The sequence below is a fragment of the Citrobacter sp. Ca225 genome (assembly GCF_030337175.1).
GTDB lineage: Bacteria > Pseudomonadota > Gammaproteobacteria > Enterobacterales > Enterobacteriaceae > Citrobacter_A > Citrobacter_A amalonaticus.
On the sequence record NZ_JAOWCD010000102.1, the window covers coordinates 58,399 to 78,356 of the forward strand.

20 protein-coding genes are annotated in these 19,958 nt (G+C 55.1%); 15 read left to right on the forward strand and 5 right to left on the reverse strand.

All coding sequences use genetic code 11. The features are described from left to right. The first annotated feature begins 105 nt into the window (after positions 1–105). On the forward strand, positions 106–2,652 hold the full coding sequence (cyaA, locus tag OGW13_RS23395; protein WP_042998805.1) for a class I adenylate cyclase: 2,547 nt from the start codon (positions 106–108) through the stop codon (positions 2,650–2,652). Positions 2,653–2,685: 33 nt separating this feature from the next. Here cyaA and cyaY read toward each other — a convergent pair whose 3' ends face one another. Then, positions 2,686–3,006, reverse strand: a complete 321-nt coding sequence (gene cyaY, locus OGW13_RS23400; RefSeq protein ID WP_042998806.1) for an iron donor protein CyaY — start codon at positions 3,004–3,006, stop codon at positions 2,686–2,688. Between the two features lie 138 nt (positions 3,007–3,144). On the opposite strand from cyaY, the gene lptM reads away from it, so the two are divergent. The 8 genes from lptM (at position 3,145) to corA (ending at position 10,081) form a co-directional block, all read left to right on the forward strand. Next, complete coding sequence (gene lptM / locus OGW13_RS23405; protein ID WP_042326113.1) at positions 3,145–3,348, forward strand: LPS translocon maturation chaperone LptM; 204 nt, start codon at positions 3,145–3,147, stop codon at positions 3,346–3,348. Positions 3,349–3,384: 36 nt separating this feature from the next. Next, positions 3,385–4,209 (forward strand): diaminopimelate epimerase, encoded by an 825-nt coding sequence (gene dapF, locus OGW13_RS23410; protein WP_042998807.1) that lies wholly within the window; start codon positions 3,385–3,387, stop codon positions 4,207–4,209. Next, positions 4,206–4,913, forward strand: coding sequence for a DUF484 domain-containing protein (locus OGW13_RS23415; RefSeq protein ID WP_042998808.1), 708 nt, complete (start codon positions 4,206–4,208; stop codon positions 4,911–4,913). Before dapF ends, OGW13_RS23415 begins: the two co-directional genes overlap by 4 nt. Then, complete coding sequence (gene xerC / locus OGW13_RS23420; RefSeq protein WP_287116543.1) at positions 4,910–5,806, forward strand: tyrosine recombinase XerC; 897 nt, start codon at positions 4,910–4,912, stop codon at positions 5,804–5,806. The genes OGW13_RS23415 and xerC overlap by 4 nt, the downstream gene beginning before the upstream one ends. Further along, entirely contained in the window at positions 5,806–6,522 is a 717-nt protein-coding gene (yigB, locus tag OGW13_RS23425) for a 5-amino-6-(5-phospho-D-ribitylamino)uracil phosphatase YigB (RefSeq protein WP_042998810.1), read from the forward strand. Before xerC ends, yigB begins: the two co-directional genes overlap by 1 nt. An 86-nt stretch (positions 6,523–6,608) precedes the next feature. Beyond that, positions 6,609–8,771: a DNA helicase II gene (gene uvrD, locus OGW13_RS23430; protein WP_044258300.1), complete on the forward strand. Its 2,163-nt coding sequence runs from the start codon at positions 6,609–6,611 to the stop codon at positions 8,769–8,771. Positions 8,772–8,919: 148 nt separating this feature from the next. Continuing rightward, positions 8,920–8,976 (forward strand): YsgD/CorL family protein, encoded by a 57-nt coding sequence (gene ysgD, locus OGW13_RS23435; RefSeq protein WP_212723238.1) that lies wholly within the window; start codon positions 8,920–8,922, stop codon positions 8,974–8,976. Between the two features lie 154 nt (positions 8,977–9,130). Continuing rightward, positions 9,131–10,081, forward strand: a complete 951-nt coding sequence (gene corA / locus OGW13_RS23440; protein WP_042326126.1) for a magnesium/cobalt transporter CorA — start codon at positions 9,131–9,133, stop codon at positions 10,079–10,081. Between the two features lie 91 nt (positions 10,082–10,172). Here the strand turns inward: corA and rarD are convergent, their stop codons facing one another. Beyond that, positions 10,173–11,066, reverse strand: coding sequence for an EamA family transporter RarD (gene rarD / locus OGW13_RS23445; RefSeq protein ID WP_042998812.1), 894 nt, complete (start codon positions 11,064–11,066; stop codon positions 10,173–10,175). A 43-nt stretch (positions 11,067–11,109) separates the two neighbouring features. Further along, positions 11,110–11,577, reverse strand: coding sequence for an acyl-CoA thioesterase YigI (gene yigI, locus OGW13_RS23450; RefSeq protein ID WP_042998813.1), 468 nt, complete (start codon positions 11,575–11,577; stop codon positions 11,110–11,112). 164 nt (positions 11,578–11,741) lie between these two features. Here yigI and pldA point away from each other — a divergent pair, with 164 nt between their 5' ends. From pldA to rhtC, 3 genes are all read left to right on the forward strand, one after another. Then, positions 11,742–12,611, forward strand: coding sequence for a phospholipase A (gene pldA / locus OGW13_RS23455; protein WP_042998814.1), 870 nt, complete (start codon positions 11,742–11,744; stop codon positions 12,609–12,611). 84 nt (positions 12,612–12,695) lie between these two features. Then, entirely contained in the window at positions 12,696–14,525 is a 1,830-nt protein-coding gene (gene recQ / locus OGW13_RS23460) for an ATP-dependent DNA helicase RecQ (RefSeq protein ID WP_042998815.1), read from the forward strand. Positions 14,526–14,591: 66 nt separating this feature from the next. Beyond that, positions 14,592–15,212: a threonine export protein RhtC gene (gene rhtC, locus OGW13_RS23465; RefSeq protein ID WP_042998816.1), complete on the forward strand. Its 621-nt coding sequence runs from the start codon at positions 14,592–14,594 to the stop codon at positions 15,210–15,212. Positions 15,213–15,254: 42 nt separating this feature from the next. On the opposite strand, the gene rhtB is transcribed toward rhtC, so the two are convergent. Beyond that, positions 15,255–15,875 (reverse strand): homoserine/homoserine lactone efflux protein, encoded by a 621-nt coding sequence (gene rhtB, locus OGW13_RS23470; protein WP_042998817.1) that lies wholly within the window; start codon positions 15,873–15,875, stop codon positions 15,255–15,257. A gap of 236 nt (positions 15,876–16,111) precedes the next feature. On the opposite strand from rhtB, the gene pldB reads away from it, so the two are divergent. The 3 genes from pldB (at position 16,112) to bioP (ending at position 18,923) form a co-directional block, all read left to right on the forward strand. Beyond that, positions 16,112–17,134 carry a lysophospholipase L2 gene (gene pldB / locus OGW13_RS23475; RefSeq protein ID WP_042998818.1) on the forward strand — a complete coding sequence of 341 codons (1,023 nt, stop codon included), beginning with the start codon at positions 16,112–16,114 and terminating at the stop codon, positions 17,132–17,134. A gap of 8 nt (positions 17,135–17,142) precedes the next feature. Then, positions 17,143–17,943, forward strand: coding sequence for a sugar/pyridoxal phosphate phosphatase YigL (gene yigL, locus OGW13_RS23480; RefSeq protein WP_042998819.1), 801 nt, complete (start codon positions 17,143–17,145; stop codon positions 17,941–17,943). Positions 17,944–18,023: 80 nt separating this feature from the next. Next, positions 18,024–18,923, forward strand: coding sequence for a biotin transporter (gene bioP, locus OGW13_RS23485; protein ID WP_200051084.1), 900 nt, complete (start codon positions 18,024–18,026; stop codon positions 18,921–18,923). Here the strand turns inward: bioP and metR are convergent. Continuing rightward, on the reverse strand, positions 18,811–19,764 hold the full coding sequence (gene metR, locus OGW13_RS23490; RefSeq protein WP_109739671.1) for an HTH-type transcriptional regulator MetR: 954 nt from the start codon (positions 19,762–19,764) through the stop codon (positions 18,811–18,813). The genes bioP and metR overlap by 113 nt on opposite strands. Between the last annotated feature and the right edge of the window lie 194 nt (positions 19,765–19,958).

Below are 19,958 nucleotides of genomic sequence, written 5' to 3' on the forward strand. Positions count from 1 at the left end.
GTTATTTTTGTCATTTGGTTTATCCCGAATGGTGAAGGTTGTTGGTAAGCGGATCGCGCTGCGACAATCGACGGCATGACGGGTAGCAACATCAGGCGATACGTCTTGTACCTCTATATTGAGACTCTGAAACAGAGACTGGATGCCATTAATCAACTGCGTGTGGATCGCGCGCTTGCTGCCATGGGACCTGCTTTCCAGCAGGTGTACAGTCTTCTGCCGACATTATTGCACTATCACCATCCGCTGATGCCGGGATACCTCGATGGTAACGTTCCCAGAGGCATTTGCTTTTACACGCCTGATGAAACCCAACGCCACTATCTGAACGAACTGGAACTGTATCGCGGTCTGGCGCCGCAGGATCCACCAAAAGGTGAATTGCCGATTACCGGCGTTTACTCCATGGGCAGCACCTCCTCTGTCGGACAAAGCTGTTCGTCGGATCTTGATATCTGGGTGTGTCACCAGTCCTGGCTGGACAGCGAAGAACGACAACTGCTGCAGCGTAAATGTAGCCTGCTGGAAAGCTGGGCCGCTTCGCTGGGTGTGGAAGTCAGCTTCTTCCTGATTGATGAAAACCGTTTCCGCCATAACGAAAGCGGCAGTCTGGGTGGTGAAGACTGTGGTTCGACGCAGCATATCCTGCTGCTTGATGAATTCTATCGCACCGCGGTGCGTCTCGCCGGTAAGCGTATTCTGTGGAATATGGTGCCGGGCGATGAAGAAGAGCATTACGACGACTACGTTATGACGCTCTACGCTCAGGGTGTGCTCACGCCAAATGAATGGCTGGACCTGGGCGGATTAAGCTCGCTCTCCGCTGAAGAGTACTTCGGCGCCAGCCTCTGGCAACTGTATAAAAGTATCGATTCACCGTACAAGGCGGTGCTGAAAACGCTGTTGCTGGAAGCCTACTCCTGGGAATACCCCAATCCACGCCTGTTGGCGAAAGACATTAAACAGCGCCTGCATGACGGCGAGATCGTCTCGTTTGGTCTTGACCCGTACTGCATGATGCTGGAACGCGTGACGGAATACCTCACGGCGATTGAAGATCCGACGCGCCTGGATTTAGTGCGCCGATGTTTTTACTTAAAAGTTTGCGAAAAACTGAGCCGCGAACGCGCCTGCGTCGGCTGGCGTCGTGAAGTGCTCAGTCAGTTAGTAAGCGAGTGGGGATGGGACGAAAATCGTCTGGCCATGCTCGACAACCGGGCGAACTGGAAGATTGATCAGGTACGTGAAGCGCACAACGAACTGCTCGATGCCATGATGCAGAGCTACCGTAATCTGATCCGCTTTGCGCGTCGTAATAATCTCAGTGTCAGCGCCAGCCCGCAGGATATTGGCGTTCTGACCCGTAAGCTGTACGCCGCGTTTGAAGCGTTACCCGGTAAAGTTACGCTGGTGAACCCACAGATTTCGCCGGACCTCTCTGAACCGAACTTAACCTTTATCCACGTTCCGCCAGGTCGCGCCAACCGTTCAGGTTGGTATCTCTACAACCGTGCGCCAAACATGGATTCCATCATCAGCCATCAGCCGCTGGAATATAACCGCTATCTGAATAAGCTGGTGGCCTGGGCGTGGTTTAACGGTCTGCTGACGTCGCGCACGCATCTGTTTATTAAGGGCAACGGCATTGTCGATCTGCCGAAATTGCAGGAGATGGTGGCCGATGTGTCGCACCATTTCCCGCTGCGTTTGCCTGCGCCGACGCCGAAAGCGCTCTACAGCCCGTGTGAAATTCGCCATCTGGCGATCATCGTTAACCTCGAATATGACCCGACGGCGGCATTCCGCAATCAGGTGGTCCATTTTGACTTCCGTAAGCTGGATGTTTTCAGCTTTGGCGAAGAGCAAAATTGCCTGGTGGGCAGCGTAGATCTGCTGTACCGCAACTCGTGGAATGAAGTGCGTACGCTGCATTTCAACGGCGAACAGGCGATGATAGAAGCACTGAAAACGATTCTGGGCAAAATGCACCAGGACGCCGCGCCGCCGGACAGCGTGGAAGTGTTCTGCTACAGCCAGCATCTGCGTGGTTTGATTCGTACCCGCGTGCAGCAACTGGTTTCAGAGTGCATCGAGCTGCGTCTCTCCAGTACCCGTCAGGAGACAGGGCGCTTTAAGGCACTGCGCGTTTCCGGTCAGACATGGGGCCTGTTCTTTGAACGCCTGAATGTGTCGGTACAGAAGCTGGAAAACGCCATTGAGTTCTACGGCGCAATTTCGCATAACAAATTGCACGGCCTGTCAGTTCAGGTGGAAACCAATCAGGTGAAACTGCCGTCGGTCGTGGATGGCTTCGCCAGCGAAGGGATCATTCAGTTCTTCTTTGAAGAGACTGGTGATGAGAAGGGCTTTAACATCTACATTCTGGACGAGAGTAACCGGGCGGAAGTGTATCATCACTGCGAAGGCAGCAAAGAAGAGCTGGTGCGCGACGTCAGCCGTTTCTACTCCTCGTCGCACGACCGCTTTACCTACGGCTCCAGTTTCATCAACTTCAACCTGCCGCAGTTCTATCAGATTGTGAATACGGACGGGCGCGCACAGGTGATCCCGTTCCGCGCACAATCACTCGGCAACGTTCCGCCAGCCAATCAGGATAACGACACGCCGCAGTTGCAGCAGTATTTCTCGTGATAGTTTTGCCGGATGTTATCCGGCAAATAAGACTTAACGGAAGCTGACTTCTTCGCCCGCCTGATGCGTTGCCGCCTGTTCCAGCAGATCCCAGAAGGTTTCTCCGCTCCGGTCGCAAACCCATTCGTCCCCTTTCAGGTCAAAATGGTAGCCGCCCTGTTTGGTCGCCAGCCACACCTGGTGCAGCGGTTCCTGACGGTTAATAATGATTTTGCTGCCGTTTTCAAAGCTAATGGTCAGTACGCCGCCATTGATTTCGCAGTCGATATCGCTGTCGCCGTCCCAGTCGTCCAGACGTTCTTCGATGGTCATCCACAAGGTATCGGCCAGGCGATGAAATTCACTGTCGTTCATTGTCGTTTCCCGTTTTTTCGTGATGGCGGCAGTATAACCTGAAACAAATCGCGTTGCAGATTACAGGCAAACTCTTGCTTTTACGCCTTCTCCTGCGATGATAGAAAACAGAAAGTATGAACTTACAGGCAATCCATAATGAAAAACGTGTTTCAGGCACTCGCTGTTCTTCTCACTCTGTTCAGCCTGACGGGTTGTGGCCTTAAAGGGCCGCTCTATTTCCCTCCGGCTGATAAAAATGCACCGCCGCCGACTAAACCGGTTGATACACAAACGCAATCCACCACGCCCGATCAAAACGATCGTGCCACGGGAGATGGGCCTTCCCAGGTGAACTACTGACGGTGTGTTTCTGTACCCGCGTGAACGGAGTGAATAATGCAATTCTCTAAAATGCATGGCCTTGGCAACGATTTTATGGTCGTCGACGCGGTAACGCAGAATGTCTTTTTTTCGCCAGAATTGATCCGTCGTTTATCTGACAGGCATCTGGGGGTGGGGTTTGATCAACTGCTGGTGGTTGAACCTCCGTACGATCCTGAGCTGGATTTTCATTACCGCATTTTTAATGCCGACGGCAGTGAAGTGTCGCAGTGTGGTAACGGCGCGCGCTGTTTTGCCCGTTTTGTGCGCCTCAAGGGGTTAACCAACAAACGTGATATTCGCGTCAGTACGGCGAATGGGCGGATGGTGTTGAGCGTGACGGACGATGAGTTGGTGCGCGTCAACATGGGTGAACCCAATTTTGAGCCATCGCAGGTGCCTTTTCGCGCTAACAAAGCGGAAAAGACCTATATTATGCGAGCGGCGGAACAGACAATATTGTGCGGTGTCGTTTCAATGGGTAATCCGCACTGTGTGATTCAGGTCGACGATGTTGATACGGCGGCGGTGGAAACGCTGGGACCGGTTCTGGAAAGTCACGAACGTTTTCCTGAACGGGCTAATATCGGTTTTATGCAGATCATGAAACGCGAGCATATTCGCCTACGCGTTTATGAGCGCGGCGCGGGAGAGACACAGGCCTGTGGGAGCGGCGCGTGCGCGGCCGTCGCCGTCGGCATTCAGCAAGGTTTGCTGGCGGAAGAGGTCCGCGTGGAATTACCGGGCGGTCGCCTTGATATCGCCTGGAAAGGTCCGGGTCATCCGTTATACATGACTGGCCCGGCGGCACATGTCTATGACGGGTTTATCCATCTATGAAGCAGCCAGGGGAAGAACTACAGGAAACGCTTACGGAACTCGATGACCGGGCGGTCGTCGACTATCTGCAGAAAAACCCTGAGTTTTTTATCCGCAATGCGCATGCCGTGGAAGCGATGCGGGTGCCGCACCCGGTGCGGGGCACCGTCTCGCTCGTTGAGTGGCACATGGCCCGCGCGCGTAATCACATTAACGTCCTTGAAGAAAATATGTCGCTGTTGATGGCGCAGGCGAATGCCAACGAAAGCCTGTTTTATCGCCTGTTGCATTTGCAGGGACGTCTGGTTGCCGCGACCAGCCTGGACGATATGCTGATGCGCTTTCATCGCTGGGCGCGTGAACTGGGCCTTGCCGGTGCCACGGTGCGCCTGTTTCCCGATCGCTGGCGTCTCGGCGCGCCGTCAAGCTATACCCATCTGGCGTTAAGCCGCCAGGCCTTCGAACCGCTGCGTATTCAGCGGCTGGGGCAGGAGCAGCACTATCTGGGCACCTTAAACGGTCCGGAATTGCTGGTGGTGTTGCCGGAGGCGAAGGCGATTGGTTCGGTGGCGATGTCGATGCTGGGACGTGACGGCGATTTGGGCGTCATTTTGTTCAGCAGCCGCGACACGCATCACTATCAGGCAGGCCAGGGAACGCAACTCCTGCATGAAATCGCGCTGATGATGCCGGATCTGCTGGAGCGCTGGATTGAACGCGTATGACGGACTTTGCCACCGATGTCGCCCGATTTCTGCGCTATCTGGGCGTAGAACGCCAGCTTAGCCCCATCACGCTGAAAAACTATCAGCGTCAGCTTGATGCCATCATCGCTTTAGCCGGCGAAACCGGACTACAAAGCTGGCAACAATGTGACGCTGCAATGGTGCGCAGTTTCGCGGTGCGCAGCCGCCGTAAAGGACTTGGCCCTGCGAGTCTTGCGCTACGCCTCTCTGCTCTGCGCAGCTTCTTCGACTGGATGGTTAGCGAAGGCAAGCTGAAAGCCAATCCGGCGAAAGGGGTACAGGCACCCAAAGCGCCGCGCCATTTGCCGAAAAATATCGATGTTGATGATGTGAACCGTCTGCTGGATATCGACCTTAACGATCCGCTCGCCGTGCGCGACCGCGCGATGCTGGAGGTGATGTACGGTGCGGGTCTGCGTTTGTCGGAGCTGGTGGGGCTGGACATCAAACATCTGGATCTCGACACCGGTGAAGTGTGGGTGATGGGGAAAGGCAGCAAAGAGCGTCGCCTGCCCATTGGTCGCAATGCGGTGGCGTGGATTGAGCACTGGCTGGATCTGCGCGGGTTGTTTGGCAGCGAGGAAGACGCGCTGTTCCTGTCGAAGCTGGGCAACCGTATTTCCGCGCGCAACGTGCAAAAGCGTTTTGCCGAGTGGGGCATTAAGCAGGGGTTAAACAGCCACGTGCATCCGCATAAGCTGCGCCACTCGTTTGCCACGCATATGCTGGAATCGAGCGGTGACCTGCGAGGCGTACAGGAACTGCTGGGACACGCCAACCTCTCGACCACGCAAATCTATACTCATCTTGATTTTCAACACCTGGCCTCGGTGTACGATGCGGCGCATCCACGCGCCAAACGGGGGAAATAATGCGTTTTTACCGGTCTCCAGGACCCATCTCGGCGATCACGTTCGATCTCGATGACACTCTTTACGATAACCGTCCGGTTATCCAGCGCACCGAACAGGAAGCGCTCGCCTTTGTGCAAAACTACCATCCGGCGCTACGCACGCTGCAAAATACTGATCTGCAACGCTTGCGTCAGGCGGTACGGGAAGCGGAGCCGGAAATTTACCACGATGTCACCCGCTGGCGTCATCGCGCCGTCGAGCGTGCCATGCTAAACGCCGGACTCTCCGCGCAGGAGGCGGTTGCGGGGGCGAATGCCGCGATGATGAACTTTGCGAAGTGGCGCAGTCAGGTCGATGTCCCGCAAGAGACGCACGACACGCTGAAAGCGTTAGCGAGAAAGTGGCCGCTGGTGGCGATCACCAACGGCAACGCGCAGCCGGAGCTGTTCGGCCTCGGCGACTATTTCGAATTTGTGCTGCGCGCCGGTCCGGACGGACGCTCAAAGCCGTTCAGTGATATGTACTTCCTGGCGGCGGAAAAGTTAACTGTGCCGATCGGCGAGATCCTGCACGTGGGCGACGATCTGACGACCGACGTAGCCGGGGCGATCCGAAGTGGGTTGCAGGCCTGCTGGATTAAACCGGAAAATGCCGACCTGATGCACACTTTTGACAGCCGCTTACTGCCACATATTGAGATTTCACAGTTGGCATCTCTGACCTCGCTGATATAATCACCAGCAGTTCTGTATAAATACACAGCTTTTTGGCGGATGGCGCGACGCTTATCCGCCCTACTTCTTTTAATGCGGCGGTGCCAATGGACGTTTCTTATCTGCTCGACAGCCTCAATGATAAACAGCGCGAAGCGGTGGCCGCGCCACGTAGCAACATGCTGGTTCTCGCGGGGGCAGGGAGCGGTAAGACACGCGTACTGGTACACCGTATCGCCTGGCTGCTGACGGTAGAAAATAACTCGCCGTATTCGATTATGGCGGTAACCTTTACCAATAAAGCGGCGGCGGAGATGCGTCACCGTATCGGCCAGATTATGGGCACCAGCCAGGGCGGCATGTGGGTCGGCACTTTCCACGGTCTGGCGCACCGACTGCTGCGCGCGCATCACATGGATGCGAATTTGCCGCAGGATTTTCAGATCCTCGACAGCGAAGACCAGTTGCGTCTGCTCAAGCGTCTGATTAAGGCGATGAACCTCGACGAGAAGCAGTGGCCGGCGCGTCAGGCGATGTGGTACATCAACGGACAGAAAGACGAAGGTCTACGCCCACATCATATTCAGAGTTTCGGTAACCCGATTGAGCAGACCTGGCAGAAGGTGTATCAGGCCTATCAGGAAGCGTGCGATCGTGCGGGGCTGGTGGATTTTGCCGAACTACTGCTGCGCGCGCATGAGCTGTGGCTCAACAAACCGCATATTCTTCAGCACTACCGCGAACGTTTCACGAATATCCTGGTGGACGAATTCCAGGATACCAACAACATCCAGTATGCCTGGATCCGTCTGCTGGCTGGCGATACCGGCAAAGTGATGATCGTGGGCGATGACGACCAGTCGATCTACGGCTGGCGCGGCGCGCAGGTAGAAAACATCCAGCGCTTCCTGAACGACTTCCCCGGTGCGCAAACCATCCGTCTTGAGCAGAACTACCGCTCAACCAGTAATATTCTCAGCGCGGCGAACGCCCTGATCGAGAACAACAATGGGCGTCTGGGTAAAAAGCTGTGGACCGATGGCGTCGAAGGCGAGCCCATTTCACTCTACTGCGCGTTTAACGAGCTGGATGAAGCGCGCTTTGTCGTCAACCGGATCAAAACCTGGCAGGACAACGGTGGCGCGCTGGAACAGTGCGCTATTCTCTACCGCAGTAACGCCCAGTCGCGTGTGCTGGAAGAGGCGCTGCTACAGGCCAGTATGCCGTACCGCATATACGGCGGCATGCGCTTCTTCGAGCGTCAGGAAATCAAAGATGCACTCTCTTATCTGCGCCTGATTGCGAACCGCAATGATGACGCCGCCTTTGAACGCGTGGTGAATACCCCGACGCGCGGGATTGGCGATCGGACGCTGGACGTGGTGCGCCAGACGTCACGCGATCGCCAGCTCACGCTGTGGCAGGCGTGCCGCGAGCTGTTGCAGGAAAAAGCGCTGGCCGGTCGTGCCGCCAGTGCGCTGCAACGCTTTATGGAACTCATTGACGCACTGGCGCAGGAAACGGCAGATATGCCGCTGCACGTGCAGACTGACCGGGTGATTAAAGATTCCGGCCTGCGCATGATGTACGAGCAGGAGAAAGGCGAGAAAGGTCAGACCCGCATCGAGAACTTAGAGGAACTGGTGACGGCGACGCGCCAGTTCAGCTACAACGACGAAGACGAAGATCTGATGCCGTTGCAGGCCTTTCTCTCCCATGCGGCGCTGGAAGCGGGCGAAGGGCAGGCGGATACCTGGCAGGATGCGGTACAGCTCATGACGCTGCACTCGGCGAAAGGGCTGGAGTTCCCGCAGGTGTTTATCGTCGGGATGGAAGAGGGGATGTTCCCCAGCCAGATGTCACTGGATGAGGGCGGACGCCTTGAAGAAGAGCGTCGTCTGGCCTATGTCGGCGTGACCCGTGCGATGCAGAAACTGACCCTAACCTATGCCGAAACGCGTCGCTTGTATGGCAAAGAGGTGTATCACCGTCCGTCGCGCTTCATCGGTGAGTTGCCGGAAGCGTGCGTTGAAGAGGTCCGTCTGCGTGCAACGATCAGCCGTCCGGTGAGCCATCAGCGGATGGGGACGCCGATGGCGGAAAACGACACCGGTTACAAGCTGGGCCAGCGTGTGCGCCATGCTAAGTTCGGCGAGGGCACCATTGTGAATCTGGAGGGCAGCGGCGAACACAGCCGGTTGCAGGTGGCTTTCCAGGGACAGGGAATTAAATGGCTCGTTGCTGCGTATGCGAAGTTAGAAACGGTCTAACTTATAGATAACTATCACTTTAATTTCCCCCTCTGCTAACCTTTCTGCATAAGGGGAAATTATTACTTTTTCGCGTTTCGTTGCGTGTTGACGGCAAATTTTTGCTGGCGTAACATGCGCGCACGATTACGCTAAGAGGACATTCGCCTTGGACACACCCAGTAGATACTGGCTCATTATCCTGTCATCCAGGATCAACTCCTAAGGCTATCCCTTTTTGCTGATAGCCTTAGCGGTTGTCAGCGACCTTCTCTTTTTTCCCGTCGCGCTGAGTCAGGCTGTTTAATGGTCTGAAACCCAATTTGTTTCTGTGTGCCCACCGAACTGTCCGATATTTTTAAGCATTGGGAGTCCCGGTCATGCTGAGCGCATTTCAACTGGAAAATAACCGACTCACCCGGCTGGAAGTCGAAGAGTCACAAACCCTGATTGATGCCGTCTGGGTCGACCTGGTCGAGCCCGACGACGACGAGCGACTGCGCGTACAATCTGAGCTGGGCCAGAGCCTGGCGACCCGTCCTGAACTGGAAGACATCGAAGCATCCGCCCGTTTCTTCGAAGACGAAGACGGTCTGCACATCCACTCCTTTTTCTTCTTCGAAGATGCAGAAGACCACGCGGGTAACTCCACCGTGGCATTCACCATCCGCGATGGCCGCCTGTTTACCCTGCGTGAACGTGAGCTGCCCGCGTTTCGTTTGTATCGTATGCGCGCCCGCAGCCAGGCCATGGTTGACGGTAACGCCTATGAACTGCTGCTGGATCTGTTCGAAACCAAAATCGAACAGCTGGCGGATGAAATCGAAAACATCTACAGCGATCTGGAAGAGCTGAGTCGGGTGATTATGGAAGGGCACCAGGGCGATGAGTACGATGAAGCCCTCTCGACGCTGGCAGAACTGGAAGATATCGGCTGGAAAGTCCGCCTTTGTCTGATGGATACCCAGCGTGCGCTGAACTTCCTGGTCCGCAAGGCGCGTTTACCGGGCGGACAACTGGAACAGGCGCGCGAGATCCTGCGAGATATCGAATCCCTGCTGCCGCACAATGAATCCCTGTTCCAGAAAGTGAACTTCCTGATGCAGGCGGCGATGGGCTTTATCAACATCGAGCAGAACCGCATCATCAAGATCTTCTCGGTGGTTTCCGTGGTTTTCCTGCCGCCGACGCTGGTGGCCTCCAGCTATGGGATGAACTTTGAGTTTATGCCTGAACTGAAGTGGAGCTTTGGCTACCCGGGCGCGATTATCTTTATGCTGCTCGCCGGTCTGGCACCGTATCTGTACTTTAAACGGAAGAACTGGCTGTAATGGTTATGCCGGATGGCGCTTCGCTTATCCGGCTTACAGAAAGTACATCATCATAGGCCGGATAAGGCACAGCCGCCATCCGGCAACCCCCCTAACTCCGACGTCCCCGTCTCTGCGTATAAATCGCATCCGTCACGAAGATCGCCAGCGCGACCCAGATAAAGGCAAATGTCACCATTTTATCCGCGCCCGGCACTTCACCGTAGAACGTGACGGCCAGCAGGAACATCAGCGTCGGGCCGATGTACTGGAAGAAACCCAGCGTAGAAAGGCGCAGGCGCGTCGCCGCACCGGTAAAGCACAGCAGCGGAACCGTGGTCACCACCCCGGCGGCAATCAGCAGCAGGTTGAGCGACATCGGGTTCTGCCCCATATGGCTGGTTGAGCTGTCGGCGATACCGAACAGGTAGATGGCGGCAACAGGCAACAGCCACAAAGTTTCCACCAGCATCCCGGTTTGCGCTTCAACGGCGATTTTTTTGCGTACCAGACCGTAAAAGGCAAAGCTGAACGCCAGTCCCAGCGCGATGACGGGCAGTGAACCGAAGGTCCAGAGCTGCACCAGAACGCCACAGGTCGCCAGAATTACCGCCAGCCACTGCATCCGACGGAAGCGTTCACCGAGGAAAAGCATTCCCAGCACAATGTTCACCAGCGGGTTGATAAAATAACCCAGGCTGGCTTCCAGCATATGGTGGTTGTTTACCGCCCAGATAAACAACAGCCAGTTGCCTCCCACGAGTACCGCCGAGAGCGCCAACAGGAAGATCTTTTTCGGTGTTTTCAGCAGCGCTTTTACGCTCGACCACTGTCGGCTAATGCTGATCAGCGCCACCATAAAGAAAAACGACCAGATCACGCGATGGGTCAGAATTTCATCTGCGGGAACATAATAAATTAGCTTGAAGTACGCCGGAGCGATCCCCCAAATAAAATAGGCGGCAAGCGCGAGTAACACGCCCAGCCGCGTTTGTTTTGCATCCATCGGGAAAACTCATGTCTGAAATGTAACAACAGTTTACCTGTTTTTACCCCACCATATAAGTGGCGGTGGCGCTGGCAATATAAAGCTGCTCTTCGTTGTGTAATTCCACACGCGCGACGGCGACTTTATTCCCGGCGCGCAGCAGACTGCTGGTGGCGGTAAAGCGATTGCCCCGACCCGGACGCAGGTAGTCTACGCGCAGATCGATGGTCCCCATGCGAGACAGCCGCTGGCGCAGTTCGTCTTCACTGATGGTTTCATGGCGCGTCAGAGTACTGCCGACACACACCAGCCCGGCAGCCACGTCCAGCGCAGAGGCGATCACCCCGCCATGCAGTATGCTTTGCGCCCAGTTTCCCACCATCATCGGCTGATTATTAAACGCCAGTTGGGCAAACTCTTTCTCATAGCGTTCCAGTTCCAGGCCCAGCGCCCGGTTGAACGGCATGTGGTAGACAAACATTTCGCCCACAAGCTTCAGGACTTGCTCAGCAGTCAGTACGGCAGACATACGATTCCAACACTCCATTGGTTAATGAAATGTTGATGTTATGCTTCTTAAATGTTGTTTTCCACTTTAAGACGGGATAACTAACGAGGATGTGTGTAAATATGTAAAATGGTTGGCAGAATAATAGACAAATCAAAAATCTTTCGTTCAGGAGAACAACAAGAATGCGGGCGATTCTGGCTTGGTTGCTACCAGCAGCACTGCTGCCGCTGGCGGCGTATGCGCAAGAGGCGACGGTGAAAGAGGTTCATGATGCACCGGCGGTGCGGGGCAGTATTATCGCCAATATGCTGCAGGAGCATGATAATCCTTTTACGCTCTATCCCTACGATACGAACTATCTGATCTACACCAATACCAGCGACATGAACAAAGAAGCGATCAGTTCCTACAACTGGTCAGAAAATGCCCGCAAAGATGAAGTGAAGTTCCAGCTGAGCCTGGCGTTTCCGATCTGGCGTGGGATTATGGGGCCGAATTCGGTTCTTGGCGCCTCTTATACGCAGAAGTCCTGGTGGCAGTTATCCAATACAAAAGAGTCGTCACCATTTCGTGAAACCAACTATGAACCGCAGCTGTTCCTGGGTTTTGCTACCGATTACCGCGTTGCCGGATGGACGCTGCGCGACGTGGAAATGGGGTACAACCATGATTCGAACGGGCGTTCCGATCCGACATCACGTAGCTGGAACCGTCTTTACACGCGCCTGATGGCGGAAAATGGCAACTGGCTGGTAGAGGTTAAACCGTGGTACGTCATCGGCAGTACCGACGATAATCCGGATATCACCAAATACATGGGCTATTATCAGCTTAAGGTCGGCTATCACCTGGGCGATGCGGTCCTGAGCGCGAAGGGCCAGTACAACTGGAATACCGGTTACGGCGGCGCGGAGCTGGGGCTGAGTTATCCGATGACGAAGCATATTCGTCTCTATACCCAGGTATATAGCGGGTATGGCGAATCGCTGATCGACTATAACTTTAATCAGACGCGCGTCGGTGTGGGTGTGATGCTCAACGATATCTTCTGATCGATGATTGTGTTTTAAACATTGCAGTTTCTCCCTCAGGCGCTGAAAATAGCGCCTGTTTTGATTTAAGCGAACGGGGTTAATGTGGCGCAGGCGGAAGTGTTGAATCTGGAATCTGGAGCTAAGCAGGTTTTGCAAGAAACCTTTGGCTACCAGCAGTTTCGCCCGGGTCAGGAAGCGATCATCGACACCGTCGTTTCGGGGCGCGACTGCCTGGTCGTGATGCCGACCGGGGGCGGAAAATCCCTCTGCTATCAAATCCCTGCCTTACTGCTCAACGGCCTGACCGTGGTGGTTTCGCCGCTGATTTCCCTGATGAAAGATCAGGTCGACCAACTGCTGGCGAACGGCGTGGCGGCCGCTTGTCTGAATTCGACGCAAACCCGTGAGCAGCAGCTTGAAGTGATGACGGGGTGTCGTACCGGACAAATCCGTCTGCTGTATATCGCTCCTGAACGCCTGATGCTGGATAACTTCCTTGAGCACCTGGCGCACTGGAATCCGGTGTTACTGGCCGTGGACGAAGCGCACTGTATCTCGCAGTGGGGACATGATTTCCGCCCGGAATATGCCGCACTCGGCCAGCTCAGACAGCGTTTTCCCACACTGCCATTTGTCGCGCTGACCGCGACCGCTGATGAAACCACACGGCTGGATATTGTTCGTCTGCTGGGACTGAACGATCCCTTAATCCAGATCAGCAGTTTTGACCGTCCGAACATTCGCTACATGCTGATGGAGAAGTTTAAACCGCTCGATCAACTGATGCGTTACGTGCAGGAACAGCGTGGTAAATCCGGGATTATTTACTGTAACAGTCGTGCGAAAGTGGAGGACACCGCCGCGCGTCTGCAAAGCCGGGGCATTAGCGCCGCGGCATACCATGCAGGGCTGGAAAATCACATCCGCGCCGACGTGCAGGAGAAATTCCAGCGCGACGACCTGCAAATCGTGGTGGCGACCGTCGCTTTTGGCATGGGCATCAACAAACCTAACGTGCGTTTTGTGGTGCATTTCGATATTCCCCGCAACATTGAGTCCTACTACCAGGAGACCGGTCGTGCCGGGCGAGACGGCCTGCCCGCGGAGGCGATGCTGTTTTACGATCCGGCGGATATGGCGTGGCTGCGCCGCTGCCTGGAAGAAAAACCGCAGGGACAGCTACAGGATATCGAACGGCACAAGTTGAACGCGATGGGCGCGTTTGCCGAGGCGCAAACCTGTCGTCGTCTGGTGCTGCTTAACTACTTCGGTGAAGGGCGTCAGGAACCGTGCGGCAACTGCGATATCTGTCTTGATCCGCCAAAACAGTATGATGGCGTGAAGGACGCACAGATTGCGCTCTCGACCATTGGTCGGGTAAACCAGCGTTTTGGGATGGGTTACGTGGTGGAAGTGATACGCGGGGCTAACAGCCAGCGTATTCGCGAGCTCGGCCACGACAAGCTCAAGGTGTACGGTATGGGGCGCGAGCAGAGTCACGAGCACTGGGTGAGCGTGATCCGCCAGTTGATTCACCTGGGCTTCGTTACGCAAAATATCGCCCAGCATTCCGCGCTACAGCTCACCGATGCTTCACGTCCGCTGCTGCGCGGCGAGGTCACCCTGCAACTCGCAGTGCCGCGTATTGTCGCCCTGAAACCGCGCGTCATGCAGAAATCTTTCGGCGGCAATTACGATCGCAAACTGTTCGCCAAACTGCGCAAGCTGCGTAAAGCTATAGCTGATGAAGAGAATATCCCGCCGTACGTCGTCTTCAACGACGCCACGCTGATTGAGATGGCGGAACAGATGCCGGTTTCCGCGAGTGAAATGCTCAGCGTCAACGGGGTGGGAATGCGCAAACTGGAACGCTTCGGTAAAGCGTTTATGGCGTTGATCCGCGCGCACGTTGATGGTGACGACGAAGAGTAGTCAGCCGGGCAAAAAAGTGCCAGGATGGTGACTCACTGAACTGTTTCCCCCGCGAGTATTTTCATCATGTTAATGTTATTTCTCACCGTGGCGATGGTGCACATTGTGGCACTGATGAGCCCAGGGCCGGATTTCTTTTTTGTCTCGCAGACGGCGGTCAGCCGCTCGCGCAAAGAAGCGATGATGGGCGTGCTGGGCATTACCTGTGGCGTCATGGTCTGGGCGGGCATCGCGCTGCTCGGCCTGCATCTGATCATTGAAAAAATGGCCTGGTTACACACTATTATTATGGTCGGCGGCGGCCTGTATCTGTGCTGGATGGGCTACCAGATGCTGCGTGGCGCGTTGAAAAAGCAGGATGTCGCGGCACCCACGCCGCAGGTTGAGCTGGCGCAAAGCGGTCGCAGTTTCCTGAAAGGGTTACTGACGAACCTGGCTAACCCGAAAGCCATCATCTACTTCGGTTCGGTCTTTTCTCTGTTTGTCGGCGACAGCGTCGGTACTGCCGCGCGTTGGGGGATTTTCGTGCTGATTATCGTTGAGACTTTCGCGTGGTTTACCGTGGTTGCCAGCCTGTTTGCGCTGCCGAAAATGCGTCGTGGCTACCAGCGTATGGCGAAATGGATCGACGGTTTTGCCGGGGCGTTGTTCGCGGGGTTCGGTATCCATCTGATCATTTCGCGCTAAGTCTTTGTGCCGGATACGTGCCAGTTGCTATCCGGCAACCGGTCAGGCGTGGCGCGCCGACGCCAGCAGTGCACCCACCAGCATAAACAGCGAACCGAAGATTTTATTCAACGCTTTCATCTGTTTCGGTCCTTTGATCCACAACGCGATACGCTGCGCCAGCGTGGCGTAGCCGATCATCACCACGATGTCGACAGCAATAGTGGTTACACCGAGCACGATGTACTGCATCAGTTGGGGTTCTTTTGGCATCACGAACTGTGGGAAAAGGGCCGCCAGGAAGACGATGCTTTTAGGGTTTGTCAGGTTCACGAATACGGCGCGTTTAAACAGGCGACCGCGCGACTGGGTCTGGGCCATAGCATTCAGATCAATCGCACCGGCGGCGCGCCATTGCTGGATACCTAACCAAATCAGATAGGCCGCGCCCGCCCATTTCAGCACCTCAAAGGCGATGACGGAGCGTGAAAACAGCGTGCCCAGACCGACGCCGACCAGCACGATATGAATGCCCAGTCCGGCCTGTAACCCGGCAATCGACGCCACTGCGCCGCGATAGCCGTGATTAAGGGAAGTCGTCATGGTATTGATGGCGCCGGAACCGGGCGAAAGGCTCAAAATTATGGATGTCAGCAGGTAAGCGAACCACCATTCAAAAGTCATGAGAAACTCCCTTATTGCACTTTAAATACACTAAATAATTCGAGTTGCACAAAGGCGGCGACGCAGCGAAATCCCAGGCGCGTACAGGGAGTACATGACGGGGATGAGCGAGGAAAGCCAACGCATCTGCAGCTTGAAGTATGACGGGTATATGCCACAATACGCTACTGTTGCGGTGTTGTGTCAGACATGATTAAAAAAACGATTTTTACCTGGTAAACGAGGCTGGATACCCGATGTTTCAGCAGCAAAAAGACTGGGAAACGAGAGAAAACGCGTTTGCGGCTTTTTCCATGGGGCCGCTGACAGACTTCTGGCGTCAGCGTGAGGAAGCGGAATTGACCGGCGTCGGTCGTGTGCCGGTGCGGTTTGTCCGGTTTCGCGCAGCGCATAACGATCGTGTCATTGTCATCTGTCCGGGGCGAATTGAAAGCTATGTAAAGTACGCTGAGCTGGCGTATGACCTGTTTCATCTGGGCTTTGATGTCCTCATTATTGACCATCGCGGTCAGGGGCGTTCCGGGCGTATGCTATCGGATCCTAATCGCGGACATGTCGACAATTTCAACGACTATGTTGATGATTTATCGGCGTTCTGGGGACAAGAAGTGCAGCCGGGACCGTGGCGTAAACGTTATATTCTGGCACACTCGATGGGCGGGGCGATTGCGACGCTGTTTTTGCAGCGCCATCCGCATCAGTGCGATGCGATCGCGCTCTGCGCGCCAATGTTTGGTATTGTGATGCGTTTGCCGGACTGGATGGTACGCCATATCCTCGACTGGGCCGAAGGTCATCAGCGTATCCGGGAAGGGTATGCGATCGGCACCGGACGCTGGCGGGCATTGCCCTTTGGCATGAATTTATTAACGCACAGTCGACAACGCTATCGGCGTAATTTACGTTTTTATGCCGATGAGCCGCAGCTGCGCGTCGGCGGCCCAACCTTTCACTGGGTACGGGAAGGCATCCTGGCGGCTGAACAGGTGCTGGCAGGCGCGGGCGATGACGCCACGCCAACTCTGCTGATTCAGGCTGAAGAAGAGCGTGTGGTGGATAACCGCATGCACGAACGTTTTTGTGAACTCCGCGCCGCAGCGGGCCATCCTGTCGAAGGGGGGCATCCGCTGGTCATTAAAGGCGCTTACCATGAGATCCTTTTTGAAAAGGACGCTATGCGCTCAGTTGCGCTTCAGGCTATCGTTGATTTTTTCAACAAGCATAACTCATCAGCGGAAACCGCTTTGCTCAGAGGTTGAATTTTTATATGTATCAGATTGTTGCGTCTGATTTAGATGGCACACTGCTTTCTCCCGACCATACCCTATCCCCCTACGCGAAAGAGACATTGAAGCTGCTGACCGCACGCGGCGTTAACTTTGTCTTTGCGACCGGTCGACATCATGTCGATGTGGGGCAGATTCGCGATAATCTGGAGATTAAGTGCTATATGATTACCTCCAACGGCGCGCGTGTGCATGATATGGATGGCAATCTGGTGTTTACCCATAATCTGGACCGCGATATTGCCAGCGATCTGTTTGGGGTGGTGAACGCGAACCCGGATATCATCACTAACGTCTATCGCGATGACGAATGGTTTATGAACCGCCATCGTCCGGATGAAATGCGATTTTTCAAAGAGGCGGTGTTCCATTACTCGCTGTTTGAACCGGGTTTACTGGAGCCGGAAGGCGTCAGCAAAGTGTTCTTCACCAGTCATTCTCATGACGTCCTGCTGCCGCTGGAACAGGCTATTAATGCGCGCTGGGGCGATCGGGTGAACGTGAGCTTCTCCACGCTCACCTGTCTGGAAGTGATGGCGGGCGGCGTGTCGAAAGGCCATGCGCTGGAGGCGGTCGCCAACGCGATGGGTTACAGCCTCAAAGACTGCATCGCCTTTGGCGACGGGATGAACGACGCTGAAATGCTGTCAATGGCAGGCAAAGGCTGCATTATGGCCGGGGCGCATCAACGCCTGAAGGATCTGCATCCGGAACTGGAAGTGATCGGCTCTAATATCGACGATGCGGTGCCGCATTATCTGCGCGATCTCTTCTTACGCTAAGATGAATGCTGATTAATTAATCAGTTGTCAACTTAACTCTCCGCTACAATGGATACTCCATATTCTACGAGATATCCATTGTGGCGTTACTGATCATTACCACGATCCTGTGGGCTTTCTCCTTCAGCCTGTTCGGGGAATACCTTGCCGGGCACGTCGATAGCTACTTTGCCGTGTTGGTTCGGGTCGGTCTGGCGGCGCTGGTATTCCTGCCTTTCCTGCGTACGCGCGGGCACAGCCTGAAAACTATCGGGCTTTATATGCTGGTGGGAGCCATGCAGCTTGGCATCATGTATATGCTGAGTTTCCACGCTTATCTCTATCTGACTGTCTCTGAACTGCTGTTGTTTACCGTGTTGACGCCGCTCTATATCACGCTGATTTACGATCTGATGAGTAAACGGCGGCTGCGCTGGGGGTATGCGTTTAGCGCGCTGCTGGCGGTGATTGGCGCAGGGATTATTCGTTATGACCAGGTGACCGATCACTTCTGGACTGGTCTGCTGCTGGTACAGCTTTCCAACATCAGTTTTGCCATCGGGATGGTGGGCTATAAACGCCTGATGGAGACGCGCCCGATGCCCCAGCATAACGCCTTTGCATGGTTTTACATCGGCGCGTTTCTGGTGGCGGTAGTTGCCTGGTTCATGTTGGGCAATGCGCAGAAAATGCCGGAAACCACGCTCCAGTGGGGAATTCTGGTGTTCCTGGGCGTGGCCTCTTCAGGCATCGGCTACTTTATGTGGAACTACGGCGCGACACAGGTTGATGCGGGGACGCTGGGTATTATGAACAATATGCATGTGCCCGCAGGGCTGCTGGTCAACCTGGCTATCTGGCACCAACAGCCTCACTGGCCAAGTTTTATTACTGGTGCGATGGTGATATTGGCTTCACTGTGGGTGCATCGAAAGTGGGTCGCTCCGCGCTCCGAACAAACGGCAGATGATCGCAGGCGTGATTGCGCGCCGATCGAATAAACGCCTCAGTCACCGGCTGGCGCTGCTCGCCATCACGCACGGCGGCGTACAGGCGGCTCCATAAGCCCTCTCCCAGGGTTCTGGTCACCACCAGACCCTGGCGTTCAAAACTCTCCACGACCCAGTGCGGCAGGGCAGCAATGCCCATGTTTGCCGCCACCATCTGAATCAACAGCAGAGTATTATCCACGCTTTTCAGTGACGGGCTGACCCCTGCGGGCTGAAGAAAATGACGCCAGACGTCCAGTCGACTGCGTTGTACCGGATAGATCAGCAGCGTTTCGCTGGCTAAATCTTCCGGGGTGATCTGCGTTTTGCTGGTCAGCGGATGCTCGGGTGCCAGCACCAGGCGAACTTCAAAATCAAACATCGGAGAATAATGCAGCCCGCTGCGCGGCAGAATGTCAGAGGTCATCACCAGATCGAGCTCGTCCTGCTGGAGCGCCGGTTGGGGGTCAAACGTCACGCCGGATTTAAAATCCATCTCCACCTGCGGCCATTTGGCGCGGAAGTTTTCCAGCGCCGGGGTCAACCACTGAATACAGCTATGGCACTCAATGGCGATACGCAGACGGGTTTGTTGTGGTTCGTTGCAGGCCTGCAACGCGCGGTTAATTTGTGGCAGAACCTGACTGGCCAGTTGCAACAGGATCTCACCCTGTGGGGTGAAACGCAGCGGCTGACTTTTACGTATGAATAGCCGAAAGCCAAGGCGCTGTTCCAGATCGCTGAACTGGTGAGACAGGGCGGATTGGGTCTGATGCAGCGTCGCCGCGGCGGCTGCCAGTGACCCGGTATTCCGCAACGCCTGGAGCGTTTTCAGGTGTTTAATCTCGATCATGAAAGTCCTTCACTTCGGCATGAACAAATTGCGCTTGAGGAATATACAGTAACTGTCAAATATGGATGTGTAAACATCCAGACGTCCAAAATCCTTCGTATTTTAAATTTATGGTGCGTTGGCTGCGTTTCCCCGCCCTGGTTACTTACTGATGTAAGCTCCCGGGGATGAGCAAACTTGCCACCTTCCCTGAA